We start from the raw sequence: 14,195 nt of genomic DNA, 5'->3' as shown, positions 1-14,195 counted from the left end.
ATGCTTTGTAGGTGAGATGTGCCGCAAGCTCAGTCGCGGCGATGGATGTCGTGGGTGACGATGCCGAGCTCCGGCGCGGGCCGGTCGAGGCGGCCCGGGTCGGCCAGCGTGCGGCGGATGTCCTCCAGCCCGCTCTGCCAGTGTGCGCGCATTCCGCTCAGCCCGAACTCGTAGTCCCGCGAATGGCCTTCGTGGAGCTTGGTCTGATAGATCAGGTGGACGATGTTGCAGGAGCGATGGCGGGCCATCTCGGCGATGGCGCGGATTTCCGGATCCTGCTTGGCGGAGTCCGGCAGCAGCGCGAGCGTCCGTTGCAGCGCCTGGCGCATCTTCTGCATCCGCAGCGCCTGATCGGTGATGGCGCGGGTGCGGCTGGAATATTGGATGTCCTTCTGGCGGCTCGACACTTCCATCATGTCGTAGGGAACGCGGCCCTTGGCCGACCAGAGGTCGATCTGGAATGTCAGCGTGTCGCATGGCTCCCCGGAGAGCACGCGGGACAGCGGCGTGTTCGAAACCACGCCGCCATCCCAGTAGTGCTCGCCTTCGATTTCGACGGCGGGGAATCCCGGCGGCAGCGCGCCTGACGCCATGAAATGCTTCGGTCCGAGGCGGCGTTCGGCGGTGTCGAAATAGGTCAGGTTGCCGGTGCGGACGTTGACGGCACCGACGCTGACCCGCACTTCGCCGGAGTTCAGCCGGTCGAAATCGACCAGCCGCTCCAGGGTCTGTTGCAACGGTGCCGTGTCGTAGAAGCTGGTCGAGGCATCACCCGAGAACGGCGACCACAGCGGCGAGGGAAAGCGCGGCTTGAAGAAGCCGGGCTGCCCCTGGACCAGCGCCCGCATCGCCGCCAGCGCGTTGCGGACCGAGCTGATGTCGAAGGCAAAGGGCAAGGCATTGACCAGCCCCTCTCCGGCGGGCCACTCGATCGAGAAGGCACAGATGGTCTCCCAGAATTGCCGCAGCCGCTGCACCCGCTCGGCTTCGGGCGAGCCGGCGATGATGGCGGCGTTGAGCGCGCCGATCGAAATCCCGGCAAACCAGTTCGGCCGGATGCCGGCCTCGTGCAGGCCCTCATAGACACCGGCCTGATAGGCGCCGAGCGCGCCGCCGCCCTGCAGCACCAGCGCCACGACATCATACGGCAGCGACCTGGCCTGCCGCGGCACCGGATTGGTCTGCTCGCGCATCACATTCAACATGGTTGGCACTCCTGATGAGGCTGATTCCGCTCAGCCGGCATTCGCTTCGATCAAGGCGTCGGCGCCGCGGCGCGGCGCGGTGTGGCCGGCGGCGAGATAATCGTGCACCACGCTGCCGAGCCCGAGCGTGAGGTCGGCGACAAGGTGCTTGGCTGACAGTACCTGCAGCACCGGCAGCTCGGCGACAGGGGCCAGCGCATGCGAGTAAAGGTCGAGCGCAACCGGCCCGGTCCACGCGCCCTTCACGGTGATATCCTCGAGGTGATAGCGCACCAGCTCGCAGATCCGCGGCGTGCCATCGACATGCGGGATGATCTTGAGCAGGAAATTCGGCGCGGCGAGCTTCTTCGCCTCGGCCGCGATGTCGAGCGCGCGGTGCTTGTAGCCCATGGTGCCGGTGGCGATGCGCACCGAGCCGTAGTTCAACGTGCCGACCAGCGTGTCGATCTCGACCTCGAGCTTCGGCTGCGCCAGCTTCTTGGGAAAGCCCCACAGCTCGCGCCCGCCGGCGATCGGCGGATGATCGTTGAGGAACATCTGATGGGTGAAGCCGCCGAGCTGGCCCTTGTAGGCGACCGGAATCACCTGGCCGCTCTCGGTGTAGTCGCCGAAGCCGGTGGAGTCCGGCATCCGGATGAACTCGTAGTTCACCACGGGATCGGTCAGCTCCAGCGGCTCCGGCACCACGCGGCGCAGCGCCTCGGGATCGGTGCGGTACTGGATGATGAAATATTCGCGGTTGATGAAGCGGTAGGGCCCGGGCGGAAAGGCCGGATTGGTCAGCGGCATCGCGAACGACGACGCGCGCACGGTGTCGTGTTTCATGGTGATCAAGCTCCAGAGTGATTTGAGGTGGGCGGGCCGCGCTTCAGGGCAAGCGCGGCCCGCTCCGTGACGGGTCTAGAAGAAGCCAGACACGTCGGTCACATGTTCCGGATCGGCGGAGGCCAGCGCGGCGGCACGCTCGGCCCGCGGCGGGTAGATCCAGACGGTGTTGATTTCCTGCTTGGTCTTCTTGGCGACGTCGCCGACCATCGTCACCTCGCGCTCCCAGCCGCGCGTGAACAGCGCGCCGGCGCCGCCGAGGTCGAGGCAGGTGACGTAACCCTTCTGGTGGTAGGGCCTGGTCGGAACGCCGAGCAGCTCGGCGGCGGCATTGTTGCCGGCAAAGGCGCCCATTCGCGTCGCATGCTGGCACGACATCAGCGCGTAATTGCCGACATCGTCGCACGCGGCGCGCGCCGCATCGCCGGTGGCGAACACGCCGGGGATCCCCGGCACGCGCAGATCGCGGTCGACCAGCAGGCGGCCGAAATTGTCGCGCTCGGCGGGGATCTGCTGGGTCAGCGGCGCGGCGCGAATGCCCGCGGCCCAGACCACGGTCGCGGCCTCGATATGCTCGCCGTTCGACAGCGTGACGCCGGACTTGCTCACCTCGGCGACGCCGGCGCCGAAGCGGCCCTCGACCCCGAGCTTGCGCATCGCGTCCTCGATGATCGGGCGCGGGCCCTCGCCCATATCGGGCGCGATGGCGGCCCCGCGATCGACGATGACGATGCGCGGCTTGGCATCCTTGCCGAGGATGGCGCGGAGCCGCGACGGCAACTCGGTGGCCGCCTCGATGCCGGTGAAGCCGCCGCCGGCAACGACGACCGTGTCGCGCGCCGCCGATTGCGGCAGTTTGGCAAGGCCGTGCAGATGCTTGTCGAGCGCGATCGCGTCCTCGAGGCTGTCGACGCTGAAGCCGTGCTCGGCAAGCCCGGGCACGTTGGGACGGAACAGCTGGCTGCCGGTCGCCACGATCAGGCGATCGTAAGGCAGCGTCTTGCGCGCGTCCTTGGCGGTGACGATCTGCACGGTGCGGGCCTTGGTGTCGACCGCCTCGGCGCTGCCCTGCACATAGACCACATCGATCGCGTTGAAGACGTCGAGCAGCGGCGCGGTCAGGGTTTCCGGCTTCGGCTCGTAGAGCCGCGGGCGGACCACCAGCGTCGGCTGCGGCGCGACCAGCGCAATCTCGAGCTCCTCGGGCGAAGCGCCCTTGATCTCGCGCAGACGGGCGGCGGACAGCGCGGCATACATACCGGCGAAGCCGGCACCAATGATGACGATTCGCATTTCAAGTCTCCTCTGGTTTGGTAGTCGGGCGCACGCGCGCCGCCGCTGCCTGCCGCGGGCGGCAAGGCTTGTTGCGATCAACGACGCGAACAGGTGAAACGGGCTTCAGTCGCGCTATTGACGCGAGACGCAGCCGGTGACGAATGGCATGCGCGCGGGACGCTCGCATGCCGCAAGGCAACCTCGCGAACTCAGCGACGCGCCGCGGCGAAAGGCAGTCAGTTGCGCCGGCCCCGGCCGCCAGTCCCCGGCGAGGATCGGCGTAGCGTCATTGATCATGATCGACGTGATCGGATCGTTGCCCTGAACGGCCCTTGCCGGCGTGTCCGCTTCGTCACCGGCCGCCGACGTGAAGCGAACCGTCAGCGTGAGCCCGTACATGAGCGCAGTGGCGACGGCCCTGCGTCGCCGGGTGAGAGCAAGGGAGCTGCCTAAATCTTTCCAGATCATCGCGTGTCTCCGTCGTTGGCGTGGGCGCGATGATGGTCTAGCGAATCGGACGCGCCGCCGCCCCAGAGCGATTGCCGTACCTGCAGAGCGATTGCGGCTAGCGCACCTGCCGGCGCCGGCCGCCGGCATGCGGCGCAACGTCATCGGACCGCAATGCCCTTGAAATCATTTCGAAATCGCGTTGTCGTGATCGCTCCGCCAAGGCCGCTTACGATCGTGCCAGGAACTGGACGGCGCCGCGCCGATCTCTGATAATGCAGCACGACCATGGGACGATGATCATCGCCTCCCGGTCTGATATCACTGACGGAATTCATCGATATGGCACAGGCTGGCGTCTACGGACGGAAGCTCGGGCAACCCCTGCAATTGAAACACGCGCCCTCGCTGATCACGCGCTCGTTGCGCAGCGATGCGCTCGCGGTCACCGAAATCCGCAACGACAATCCGGTGCGCGACCTGTCCGGCTCGCTGCCTGCGGACGACGCCTATCTCGTCAGCCTCAAGTTTCGCGACTACGACGATTGCGAGTGCTGGGAAGACGGCCGCTGCATCACCAAGTCGAACATCCGCAGCGGCGCGACCTATCTGTACGATCTGAAGCGCGACCCGCGCTACGTGATCGACAAGCCGTTTCACTCCGTCTTCTTCTACCTGCCGCGCTCGGCGCTCGACGATATCGCGCGGCAATCCCGCGCGCGGCGGATCGACGAGCTCGGCTACGAGCCCGGCATCGGCCACGACGACGGCGTCATCCGCCATCTCAGCGCCGTGCTGCTCGAGGCCCTGCGCCGGCCGGAGGAAGTCAACCAGCTGTTCGTCGATCATGTAATGCTCGCCTTCACCGCCCATGTCGCCCGGACCTATGGCGGGCTGCGCAGCGTCACCGCGCCGGCCCGCGGCGGCCTTGCCGCATGGCAGGCCAGGCAGGCCTGCGAACGGCTCGAGGCCGACCTGCGCGGCAAGATCCCGTTGAAGCAGATCGCGGCCGAGTTCGATCTCTCGGTCAGCCACTTTTCGCGCGCGTTTCGCGTCTCCACCGGCCTGCCGCCGCACCAATGGCTGCTGCAGCAGAGGGTGAAGGTCGCCAAGCAATTGATGGCGGTGCGCGACCTGCCGCTGTCCGAGATTGCGATCGCGGCCGGCTTTGCCAACCAAAGCCATTTCACGCGGGTGTTTTCCGCCGCGGTCGGCATCAGCCCGGCGCTATGGCGCCGCGAGATGTATCGCGTGCCGAATATCGAGACCTGAGCCGCGCCCCGCGCGGCAAGGTGTCCGCCCCGGCAGTCACCAAATCGCGATTTGACAAATTTCCATAATTTGTCAAATTCGACAAATGGGACCGAAAACCCGCATTCTCGATGCGACCATGCTGGTGTTCCGCCGCCACGGCTTTCGCCGCTCCTCGATCGAGCAGGTGGCGGAAGCCGCCGGGCTGACGCGGCAGGCGCTGTATCATCATTTCGAATCGCGCGAAGCGCTGTTCCGCGCCGTGATCGAACGCGTGCATGAGGACGCGATTGCCGCCGAGCAGGCCGCGATCAGCAAGGCGGAGCAGGACGGCGGCACGCTTGCCGACATCCTCGTCGCCGGCATGACCGCACGGATGCAGACGATGATCGGCTCGTTCGACGGCTCGCCGCATATCGAGGAACTGTATTCCGAGCATCTGGCGCAGGCGCGCGACCTCTACCAGAAATATTCGGCCGTTTATGCCGAGCGTCTCGTCGCGACCGTCACGCGCACCGCGCAGAGGCTGCAGCTCGTGCTGCCGCAGGGCATGGCACCGGCCGAATTCGCCCGACTGGTCGAAATGGCCCTGCACGCATCGAAATCGCAGCACCCGGGGATGCAGCCGGTCGATGCGTTTCTGAAGGACATGGCGCTGATGGTGCGGGTGCTGTGCGCCGGCGCCGCGCCAAAGCAAAAGCCGTCCGCCCGCAAGGCGGCGGCGAAGCGAAGACCGTCACGGAGCAAGGCTGGAGGATCTCCATGAGCACGATGACCATCAACGGCCGCGTCGAAGCCCTGCCCGACGATCCCGACGCGCTGCTCATCGACGTCGTCCGCGATCAGCTCGGGCTCACCGGCACCAAGCTGGTCTGCGGCGCCGGTGTTTGCGGTGCCTGCACGGTGCTGGTCGACGGCGCGCCGGTCGCAAGCTGCCTGATGCCGGCGCAGGCCGCCGCCGGCAAATCGGTGACGTCGGTGGAGGGCATCGGCGCGGCAAGCCTGCATGCGGTGCAGAAGGCGTTCATGGCGCATGATGCCCTGCAGTGCGGCTTCTGCACGCCCGGCTTCATTGTGGAAGCCGCCGCGTTCTGCGACCACTGGCGCGCGACCAAGGGAACCGCGGTGCCGTCGCGCGAGGAGATCGGCGCGGCACTCTCCGGCCATCTCTGCCGCTGCGGCGCCTATGACGGGATTTTTCGCGCGGTGGCGGATGCCTGCGCGGGCCGATTCGACGGCGACCACGTGGTGACGCCGCGCATCGAGGCACGCGACAAGGTGACGGGCGCGGCAAAATACACTGTCGATATCAGGCACGACGGCCAGCTCGAGGGCGTGATCCTGCGCTCGCGCGAGGCGCACGCCCGCATTACCGCACTCGATCTGGCGCCAGCGCGCGCGCTTCCCGGCGTTGCCGCGGTGTCGTTGCTCGCCGACGACCGCGTCGTGCGCTATGTCGGCGAGCCGATTGCCGCGGTCGCCGCCAAGGACCGCAAAAGCGCGCTGGCCGCGCTCGCCGCGATCAAGGTGACTTATGAGCGCCTGCCCGCGGTGATCGGGCTCGACGCCGGACGCAAGGATGATGCGCCTGTGGTGTTCGACAAAGCCAGCCGCAAGCGCGCAGGCAACGTCTCGGAAGCTGGCGGCGGGCCGGCGCCGTGGAAGCAGAACGTGCGCGGGCCGACCGCGGCGTTCTCGCAGCGCGCCGGCAAGGTGCGCAGCTGGGTGGACGCGGCGCGGCAGGCCGGCAGCCCGCTGCTGGTGGAAGCAACCTTTCGCACCGGCACGCAGCAGCACGCCTGCCTTGAGCCGCATGCCGCGGTGGCGCGTTTCGACGGCGACCGGCTGACCGTGCACGCCTCGTCGCAGTGGGTGTTTCATCTCAAGGAGCAAATCGCAAAGCGCTTCAAGCTCGACCACGACAAGGTCCGCGTCATCGCCGATCATGTCGGCGGCGGCTTCGGCTCGAAGTCGAGCATGGGCGTCGAGACGATCGCCGCGATCGAACTCGCGCGCGCGGCGAAGGCGCCGGTCCGGGTCGCCTACGACCGGCACGAGGAGCTCTCGGTCGCCGGCTATCGCCCGGCCGCGGAAGTGAAGGTCGCGCTGCTGCCCTCCGAGCAGGGCGGGCTGAAGGCGCTGTCCGTCACCGCGCATGCCGATACGGGCGCGGCAACCAATTCGACCATCGCCGGCCTGGCGCGGCTGATCTATCCGGCCGAAGCCAAGGCGCTCTCGGATTTCGACGTCATCAGCAACCTGCCGCCCGGGTCCGCCTTCCGCGGCCCCGGCGGTCCGCCGATGGCCTTCGCGGTGGAGCAGGCGATCGACGAGGCCGCGCGGCGGCTCAAGATCGACCCGATTGCGCTACGCAAGCGCTGGGATCCCGATCCCAACCGGCAGCGGCTCTATGACTGGGCGGCCGGGCTCGACGTCTGGCGCAACCGCGAGGCCACACAGAGCGGCCGCTATCGCCGCGGCGTCGGGGTCGCGACCGGCTACTGGCTCTACCTCTGGCAGCCCAAGGTCAAGGTCGAGGTCGCGGTCAAGGGCGGCCGCATCATCGCCAGCACCGCGACGCAGGATATCGGCACCGGTACCCGCAGCGTGATCGCCGATGCGGTGGCGCGCGAGTTCGATCTCGAGCCAAGCGAGATCGAGGTCCGCATCGGCGATTCGTCGCTGCCGGAAGGTCCCGGCTCCGGTGGCAGCCGCGTCACCGCCTCGGTGCTGCCGCCGACGCTGCTCGCGATCCGCAAGCTGAAGGCCGCGATCCTCGAACAGGCGACGCGCAAGCCGGCGCCCGGCTCGAACGCGCCATGGCGCGAGCTGATCGCGCGCGCGCCCGACATCTCTGTGTCCGAAACGCGCGGCGAGGACGGCAAGAACACCGCGCCCGGCGTCCGCTCGCCGCTGCGTGACGCCGGCTTCATCGGCATCATCTTCGGCTGGATGATGCGCCGCTTCTCCAACATCGTGGTCGGCGCCGGGGTGCCGAGCTCGGTGCAGGTGATCGAGGTCGAGGTCGACACCTGGCTCGGCCATGTCCGCGTGCTCAACGTGCACACCGGCCTTGCGGTCGGCAAGGTCGCGGCTCCCGCGCTGGCGCACAGCCAGGCCTGCGGCTCGGTGATCCAGGGCCTGGGCTACGCCCTCTACGAGGCGCGCGAGCTCGATCCGATCAGCGGCGACGTATTGACGGCCGGGATGGAGGATTATCGCATCCCGGGGATTTCAGACACGCCGGAGATCAACGTGCATTTCGACGAGGCCGGCTTCGACCATGTGCTCGGCAACAGCGTCGGCATCGGCGAGGTCGCCACGGTGCCGACGTCGCCCGCGGTGGCGAACGCGATTCACGACGCGATCGGCGTCCGCCTCACCGAAATTCCGATCCGGCCCGACCGCATCATTGCCGCGCTGAAAGGGAGGACCGCCGCATGAGTGCTGCAGCCGCAGCTACAATCACGGCGCCGGAATTCCGTGCCGCCGGCACCGATCTGTCGGAACGCCGCCGCAGCGGCGTGTCGCGCGGGCCGATCGTCGATCTCACCGCCACTCCCGATACGATCGGGATCACCTGGGCCGCGGACGGCGCGGCCCGCATCGGTGCGCTGACCTCGGTCGCGGCGATCGCCTCCGACGCGCGGCTCGCGCAGGCCTATCCCGGCATCGCCGCGGCCGCGCAGGGCCTTGCGACGCCGCAGATCCGGCAGCTGGCGACGCTCGGCGGCAACCTCGCGCAGCGCTCGCGCTGCTGGTATTTCCGCAATCCGCAGATCGGCTGTCTCAAGAAGGGCGGCACCGACTGTCCGGCACGATCCGGCAATCATCTCTATCACGTCGCGTTCGACCTCGGCCCTTGCGTGGCGCCGCATCCATCGACGATGGCGATGGCGCTGTTGGCCTATGACGCGAAGATCACCACCGACCGGCGCAGCGGGCTGTCGATCACCGACCTGCTCGGCGACGGCAGCAATGGCGCCGCCGACAATTTGCTTGGATCAGGCGAACGGATCGCGCGTATCGAGTTCGCTGCGCCGCTCGCCGGCGAGCGCGCGCTCTACAAGCGCGCCATCAGCCGCACCCATGCGGAATGGCCGCTGGTGGAGGTCTGCGTGCGGGCCGTGATCTCAGGCGGCACGTTCCAGCAGGTCGATATCGCGGCCGGTGGCATCGCCCCGGTGCCGCTGCGGTTGGCGGCATGCGAGGCGGCGCTGAAAGGGAAGCCCACCGATGCCGAAACCGTCGCGCGGGCCGCCGAACTTGCGACATCAGGCGCAAAGCCGCTGCCGATGACCGGATACAAGCTCGACCTGCTCAAGGGCTTGGTGCGCGACGTGGTCGAGCGGCTTGCGGGCTAGGTCGGATGGGATGAGCCTGTAGCGGCATCGGAAGTACCACCTCTCCCTTGGGAGAGGTCGATTTGCGCAGCAAATCGGGTGAGGGGTCATGGTCTATCGAGTGAGCAAGGCCCTCACCCGGATTGCACCTGACGATGCTTCGCATCGCCGAGCGCAATCCGACCTCTCCCCGACGGGGAGAGGTGAACCGAGATCCCGTCCCGCCGCATACTCATCCCGCTCGAGGCTCAGCGCGCCCGGGTCAGCGCCAGCCAGATGCCGCCGCCGATCATGAAGCCGCCGGAGATCCGCGACATCAGCCGGGTGCGCTCCTTGGAGAAGAATTTGCGGGCGCGGCCGGCCAGCAAGGCATAGAGCCCGTCGCTCATCACCGCCGTCACCATGAAGGTGACGCCGAGCAGCGCCACCTGCGGGACGTGAGGCTTCTCCATATCCATGAACTGCGGGATGAAGGCGCCGAAGAACACCAGCACCTTCGGGTTGGAGAGCAGCACCAGAAAACCCTGCAGGAAGAAGCCGCCGCGCGGCGGCGCCAGCGGCTCATCGGTGCTGACGCCCTCAACCGGCGCGCGGATCAGCTTGTAGCCGAGCCAGACCAGATAAGCGGCGCCGGCAAAGCGCACCCAGTCGAACCAGTAGCCCATGGTCGCCATCAGCGAGGTCAGGCCGACCGCGACGATACCGATCACGATCGCCAGCCCGGCCTGGGCGCCGAGCACATTGATCATCGCAGCGCGCGTGCCGTAGCGCAGGCCGTTGGCAATGACCATGGTAACGATCGGACCGGGCAGCAGCGCCAGCGCAACGCAGGCGGCAACGAAAGCGAGATAGGCTTGCAGGGACATGACGGGGCTCGTTTGTTTCAAACAGATATTATGCACGCGAGGGAGACAGATGGAAGCGGCGCGCTTCCCCTTCTCCCCGCGTGCGGGGAGAAGGTCGGGATGAGGGGGGCTCTCCGCACGTCTGGTGCGGATGGTGAGACCAGTACCCCCTTACGCGGATCGCGCCGGACGATGCTACGCATCGCCGGGGGCGATCCGACCTCTCCCCGCAAGCGGGGAGAGGTGAAGAAGGAGCGTTGCGCTCAGCGCGCGATCTGCTCCCTCGCCCCGCTCTTGCGGGAGAGGGTTGGGGTGAGGGGCTCTCTCCACCAGGCGGTGCTGGTTGCTAGACCTGTACCCCCTCACCCGGATCGCGCCGGACGATGCTACGCATCGCCGGGGGCGATCCGACCTCTCCCCGCAAGCGGGGAGAGGTGAAGAAGGAGCGTTGCGCTCAGCGCGCGACCTGCTCCCTCTCCCCGTCCTTTACGGGGAGAGGGTTGGGGTGAGGGGCTCTCTCCACCAGGCGGTGCGGGTTGCTAGACCTGTACCCCCTCACCCGGATCGCATCTGACGACGCTACGCATCGCCGGGGCGATCCGACCTCTCCCCGCAGGCGGGGAGAGGTGAAAGGGCCGCGCGTTGCGCTCAGCGGCCCTCCATCGCCATGGTCATCCACTTGCTCACGTCAGCGGATTCCAGCAACGCCAACACCGCGCGCTGCACATGCGCCGCATCGCCGCTGCCCTGGGCCGCCACTGCCAGCAGATCGCAACGATGCGACACCGCGATGCCGATCGCGGTTCGCCTGCCATCGGGCATGTCGAGGTCATAGGCTCTGATGCGGCCAGGCATCTCCGCGACCCGCACGACCTCGCCCGCCCGCAGTGGCGCGAAGCGCGGGCTGATCATGTCGACGTCGGCAACGCGATCGACCTCGTCGTCATCGGCAACGCCGCTATCGCAGTTGCAGAAGCCGAGTTTGGGCCGGAGGTACACCTCGACATCGCTGCCGCACGCGGCGGCGCCGCAGCGGTAGGCGCGGCCGGCGGGCCAGCCGTCGCGCGGGAACGGCCAGGCGATCTCGCGCCATGCACCGCCGCGCGGAGACGCCATCTCGTAGCCGGCCACGGCCGAGAGGCCGCCGAGCGCCACAAACATCGCTGCGATGACCGGCCATGCGCGCATCACGACCTCACGGCAGGCCGGCGATGGCGCGCGCTTCGCCGGTCAGTTCGAGAATGTGCAGACCGGTGTTGGCGCGGTCGACCGCGTAGATGTAGCCGCGCTCGTCGGTCTCGACATTGTTGGTCTGGATCGCGACCTTGCAGCGGTCCTTGCCGTCGACGGTGACGCAGCGCTTGTCGGTTGCCGCCGTGATCGACGGAATGAAATAGCCGACCTCTTTGGGGTGGTAGGGATCGCGGATGTCGAGCGCGCGGACGCCGGCGTTGAAGAAGGCGATGAAGGCGAGCTTCTTGTAATAGACCGGCGCCATGCTCTCGTTCGACGAATGCGAGCCGAATCGGCCGCCGCGCTCGCAGAAATCTCCGCTGACCTCCGGCACCGTATAACTCGAGATCAGCATCGGCCGCGCCTCGGTGGTGACGTCGGCGAACCACACCATCTGCCGCGCCTCGCCGCACTCGTTCTGGATCGCCTCGTCGACGATCATCACGATGTCGCGGGTCTTGCCGTCCTTGTCGTGGGCGAACTCCGCGATCGGCATGCCCGGCATCGGAAACACCGTGTGCGCGCCGTTCAGCGCCGACAGCGGCATCCGCGCGATCTCCGGCAGTTTCAGATTGTCCGGCGTCGGCTCTTTCGGCCCGTTCAGCAGCTTGTCGCGATCGACGATCTGCAGAAAGCCGCCCTTGTTGGTGCCGTAGCCGAAATAGACGCGGTTGCCTTTCGGCCCGGTCGAGATCGGCCCATGCAATTCGGTCGGCACCGCACCGGTCGAGCCCGGCTCCTGCCCCGGCAGACCAAAATCCCTGATCTTCCTTGGCTGCGCGGGATCGCTGAGATCGTAGATCTGCGTCATGCGCCGCGTGCGCCAGTCGGGTGCGCCCGACACCAGGTACGCAATTCCGGTATCGCATTCCCAAAAACTCTTGTGCGTGTCCTTCAGGCCTTCGCCGATCCTGGTGACGAGCACCGGATTGGCGGGATCGGCGACATTCCAGATTTCATGCCCTTGAGAACCGACGGCACGAAGCATGTAGACCGCATTGTGGTCGGCCTTCGGCAGATCTTTGCCGTCGCAGATCCGCACCATCTGCGCGCCGCCGGATTCGTATTTGCCTTCCTGTCCCGGAATGTGCCGCAGATACTTCGGATGCGCGGGATCGGTGACGTCGACGATCGAGGTGCCGTTCGGTTCCGCTTTGCCGGTCATCGGATTGACCGGATCGGGAATGTCGTCGGTGCCGCCGTGATGACCGATATAGGCGATCCACCTGTCGCCCTGGTGATGAATGGTCGGCTGATACGCGCTGCGCGCCTGCAGGTCGCTGGTTCCAACCAGCCTCATGTTGGAGGCTTCGGGCGGGTCGCCGATCTTTTGTTGCTGGGCATTCGCGCCACCTGCGAACAGAACAAGCAAAACCGTGCAGCAAGCTGCCGTAACGCGACCACCCATCCGCATCACCCCGTGTTCCCGCGCCAATCTGCGTTGGCTGCCGGTGACATAGCACGCCGGAATGCCCGCCCAAACACACGCTCTTGACATGCAACCATTTGGTTGCCTATTATCCGACCCATGGATGAAGTCTTCAAAGCACTCGCGGATGCCTCGCGGCGGACGCTGCTCGACCGGCTTCATGATCAGAACGGACAGACGCTCGGCGAGCTCTGCGACGGCCTCGACATGACGCGCCAGGCCGTCACCAAGCACCTTGTGATTCTCGAAGAGGCCAACCTCGTCACCACGATCAAGCACGGCCGCGAGAAGCTGCACTACCTCAACCCGGTTCCGATCCATCAGATCGGGGAGCGGTGGATCAGAAAATTCGAGCGCGGGAAACTTGCCGCGCTCAGCGAATTGAAACGACAATTGGAGAAGCGTGATGAGTAAGCCGGACTACGTCTACGTCACCTACATCGAGGCCACCGCCGAGAAGCTGTGGCACGCGCTGACATCGGGCGATTTCACCGAGCGCTACTGGTTCGGTTACCGCGCCACATCGGACTGGAAGGTCGGCTCACCGTTTCGCCTCGTCAAGGACGGCCGCAGTGCCGTCGAGGGCGAGGTGCTGATCGTGGAGCCGCCGAACAGGCTCGCCTATAGCTGGGACGTCGTGAAGGACGGCGCCGCGCGCGAGCAAACGTCTCGCGTCACCTTCGACATCGAGCCGCGCGGCCGCGTCGTCAAGCTGACCGTAACGCACGACAACCTCGGTCCGAAGACGCTGCGCGACATCTCCGGCGGCTGGCCGATGGTGATCGCAAGCCTGAAGAGTTTCCTCGAGACCGGACGCGAGCTGCCGGCCGATCTGCCCGCGAGCGGCGCCAGGGAGGCCAGCCATGCCTAAGCCCGAATTCGTCTATGTCACCTACATCGAGACCACGCCGGACAAGCTGTGGGACGCGCTGACCCGAAGCGAGTTCACGCGGCAATACTGGTTCGACACCGAGCTCAAGTCCGACTGGAAGGTCGGCTCATCGCTCGCGCTGGTGATGAGCGGAACGATCACCGACACCGGCGAAATTCTCGAGGCCGACCGGCCGCGCCGGCTGTCCTACACATTCAAGCACGAGGCCGATCCCGAGATGCGCAAGGAGCCGGCGACCAAGGTCGTCTTCACGCTCGAGCCGCATGGCAAGATCGTCAAGCTGATCGTGACGCATGAGGGTTTTGGCGTCGGCAGCAAGCTGCTCGACGGCATCTCCAAGGGCTGGCCTGCGATCCTGTCCGGGCTCAAGAGCCTGCTCGAGACCGGCAAGGCGGCTGCGATTCCGCTCGCTGCGCTCGGGATCGAGGGCGCCGAATGACCATGAAGATC

At 66.9% G+C, this 14,195-nt stretch carries 14 protein-coding genes; 7 read left to right on the top strand and 7 right to left on the bottom strand.

Annotation, left to right across the window (positions count from 1 at the left end; translation table 11 throughout):
• Positions 1-29: 29 nt before the first annotated feature.
• The 4 genes from XH93_RS07800 to XH93_RS07785 form a co-directional block, all read right to left on the bottom strand.
• Entirely contained in the window at positions 30-1,205 is a 1,176-nt protein-coding gene (locus XH93_RS07800; RefSeq protein ID WP_194473052.1) for a patatin-like phospholipase family protein, read from the bottom strand.
• A 30-nt stretch (positions 1,206-1,235) separates the two neighbouring features.
• Positions 1,236-2,030: an acetoacetate decarboxylase gene (locus XH93_RS07795; protein WP_139481010.1), complete on the bottom strand. Its 795-nt coding sequence runs from the start codon at positions 2,028-2,030 to the stop codon at positions 1,236-1,238.
• Between the two features lie 75 nt (positions 2,031-2,105).
• Positions 2,106-3,323, bottom strand: coding sequence for an NAD(P)/FAD-dependent oxidoreductase (locus XH93_RS07790; protein ID WP_194473051.1), 1,218 nt, complete (start codon positions 3,321-3,323; stop codon positions 2,106-2,108).
• Positions 3,324-3,437: 114 nt separating this feature from the next.
• Positions 3,438-3,773: a hypothetical protein gene (locus tag XH93_RS07785; protein ID WP_194473050.1), complete on the bottom strand. Its 336-nt coding sequence runs from the start codon at positions 3,771-3,773 to the stop codon at positions 3,438-3,440.
• 321 nt (positions 3,774-4,094) lie between these two features.
• Here XH93_RS07785 and XH93_RS07780 point away from each other — a divergent pair, with 321 nt between their 5' ends.
• From XH93_RS07780 to XH93_RS07765, 4 genes are all read left to right on the top strand, one after another.
• Positions 4,095-5,024 carry an AraC family transcriptional regulator gene (locus tag XH93_RS07780; RefSeq protein WP_194473049.1) on the top strand — a complete coding sequence of 310 codons (930 nt, stop codon included), beginning with the start codon at positions 4,095-4,097 and terminating at the stop codon, positions 5,022-5,024.
• Between the two features lie 85 nt (positions 5,025-5,109).
• A complete protein-coding gene (locus XH93_RS07775; RefSeq protein WP_194473048.1) occupies positions 5,110-5,769 on the top strand; it encodes a TetR/AcrR family transcriptional regulator in 660 nt (219 codons plus the stop codon).
• Positions 5,766-8,447: a molybdopterin-dependent oxidoreductase gene (locus XH93_RS07770; RefSeq protein ID WP_194473047.1), complete on the top strand. Its 2,682-nt coding sequence runs from the start codon at positions 5,766-5,768 to the stop codon at positions 8,445-8,447. Before XH93_RS07775 ends, XH93_RS07770 begins: the two co-directional genes overlap by 4 nt.
• Complete coding sequence (locus tag XH93_RS07765; protein WP_194473046.1) at positions 8,444-9,367, top strand: xanthine dehydrogenase family protein subunit M; 924 nt, start codon at positions 8,444-8,446, stop codon at positions 9,365-9,367. The genes XH93_RS07770 and XH93_RS07765 overlap by 4 nt, the downstream gene beginning before the upstream one ends.
• A 227-nt stretch (positions 9,368-9,594) precedes the next feature.
• Here XH93_RS07765 and XH93_RS07760 read toward each other — a convergent pair whose 3' ends face one another.
• The 3 genes from XH93_RS07760 to XH93_RS07750 all read right to left on the bottom strand — a co-directional run bounded on the left by XH93_RS07760 (position 9,595) and on the right by XH93_RS07750 (position 12,832).
• Positions 9,595-10,212, bottom strand: a complete 618-nt coding sequence (locus tag XH93_RS07760; RefSeq protein ID WP_139481003.1) for a LysE family translocator — start codon at positions 10,210-10,212, stop codon at positions 9,595-9,597.
• Positions 10,213-10,839: 627 nt separating this feature from the next.
• Positions 10,840-11,379: a hypothetical protein gene (locus tag XH93_RS07755; RefSeq protein WP_194473045.1), complete on the bottom strand. Its 540-nt coding sequence runs from the start codon at positions 11,377-11,379 to the stop codon at positions 10,840-10,842.
• A 7-nt stretch (positions 11,380-11,386) separates the two neighbouring features.
• Positions 11,387-12,832, bottom strand: a complete 1,446-nt coding sequence (locus tag XH93_RS07750) for an LVIVD repeat-containing protein (RefSeq protein ID WP_194473044.1) — start codon at positions 12,830-12,832, stop codon at positions 11,387-11,389.
• A gap of 120 nt (positions 12,833-12,952) precedes the next feature.
• Between XH93_RS07750 and XH93_RS07745 the strand changes: the two genes are divergently transcribed.
• Genes XH93_RS07745 through XH93_RS07735 form a run of 3 tightly spaced genes read left to right on the top strand, consistent with a single transcriptional unit; the run spans position 12,953 to position 14,184 of the window.
• Positions 12,953-13,267 (top strand): helix-turn-helix transcriptional regulator, encoded by a 315-nt coding sequence (locus tag XH93_RS07745; protein WP_028343393.1) that lies wholly within the window; start codon positions 12,953-12,955, stop codon positions 13,265-13,267.
• Positions 13,260-13,724 carry an SRPBCC family protein gene (locus XH93_RS07740; RefSeq protein ID WP_194473043.1) on the top strand — a complete coding sequence of 155 codons (465 nt, stop codon included), beginning with the start codon at positions 13,260-13,262 and terminating at the stop codon, positions 13,722-13,724. The genes XH93_RS07745 and XH93_RS07740 overlap by 8 nt, the downstream gene beginning before the upstream one ends.
• Entirely contained in the window at positions 13,717-14,184 is a 468-nt protein-coding gene (locus tag XH93_RS07735) for an SRPBCC family protein (protein WP_194473042.1), read from the top strand. Before XH93_RS07740 ends, XH93_RS07735 begins: the two co-directional genes overlap by 8 nt.
• Positions 14,185-14,195 lie beyond the last annotated feature (11 nt).

Origin of the sequence: Bradyrhizobium sp. CCBAU 51753, assembly GCF_015291565.1 — a bacterium.
Lineage (GTDB): Bacteria > Pseudomonadota > Alphaproteobacteria > Rhizobiales > Xanthobacteraceae > Bradyrhizobium > Bradyrhizobium ivorense.
The sequence above is the reverse complement of the archived record's forward strand: the minus strand, read 5'-3'. Positions and strand labels throughout refer to the sequence as shown.

Excerpts from the sequence above, each read along its gene's own strand:
- XH93_RS07800 (WP_194473052.1), bottom strand. The coding sequence starts at position 1,205 with ATGTTGAATGTGATGCGCGAGCAGACCAATCCGGTGCCGCGGCAGGCC.
- XH93_RS07795 (WP_139481010.1), bottom strand. The coding sequence starts at position 2,030 with ATGAAACACGACACCGTGCGCGCGTCGTCGTTCGCGATGCCGCTGACC.
- XH93_RS07790 (WP_194473051.1), bottom strand. The coding sequence starts at position 3,323 with ATGCGAATCGTCATCATTGGTGCCGGCTTCGCCGGTATGTATGCCGCG.
- XH93_RS07785 (WP_194473050.1), bottom strand. The coding sequence starts at position 3,773 with ATGATCTGGAAAGATTTAGGCAGCTCCCTTGCTCTCACCCGGCGACGC.
- XH93_RS07780 (WP_194473049.1), top strand. The coding sequence starts at position 4,095 with ATGGCACAGGCTGGCGTCTACGGACGGAAGCTCGGGCAACCCCTGCAA.
- XH93_RS07775 (WP_194473048.1), top strand. The coding sequence starts at position 5,110 with ATGGGACCGAAAACCCGCATTCTCGATGCGACCATGCTGGTGTTCCGC.
- XH93_RS07770 (WP_194473047.1), top strand. The coding sequence starts at position 5,766 with ATGAGCACGATGACCATCAACGGCCGCGTCGAAGCCCTGCCCGACGAT.
- XH93_RS07765 (WP_194473046.1), top strand. The coding sequence starts at position 8,444 with ATGAGTGCTGCAGCCGCAGCTACAATCACGGCGCCGGAATTCCGTGCC.
- XH93_RS07760 (WP_139481003.1), bottom strand. The coding sequence starts at position 10,212 with ATGTCCCTGCAAGCCTATCTCGCTTTCGTTGCCGCCTGCGTTGCGCTG.
- XH93_RS07755 (WP_194473045.1), bottom strand. The coding sequence starts at position 11,379 with ATGCGCGCATGGCCGGTCATCGCAGCGATGTTTGTGGCGCTCGGCGGC.
- XH93_RS07750 (WP_194473044.1), bottom strand. The coding sequence starts at position 12,832 with ATGGGTGGTCGCGTTACGGCAGCTTGCTGCACGGTTTTGCTTGTTCTG.
- XH93_RS07745 (WP_028343393.1), top strand. The coding sequence starts at position 12,953 with ATGGATGAAGTCTTCAAAGCACTCGCGGATGCCTCGCGGCGGACGCTG.
- XH93_RS07740 (WP_194473043.1), top strand. The coding sequence starts at position 13,260 with ATGAGTAAGCCGGACTACGTCTACGTCACCTACATCGAGGCCACCGCC.
- XH93_RS07735 (WP_194473042.1), top strand. The coding sequence starts at position 13,717 with ATGCCTAAGCCCGAATTCGTCTATGTCACCTACATCGAGACCACGCCG.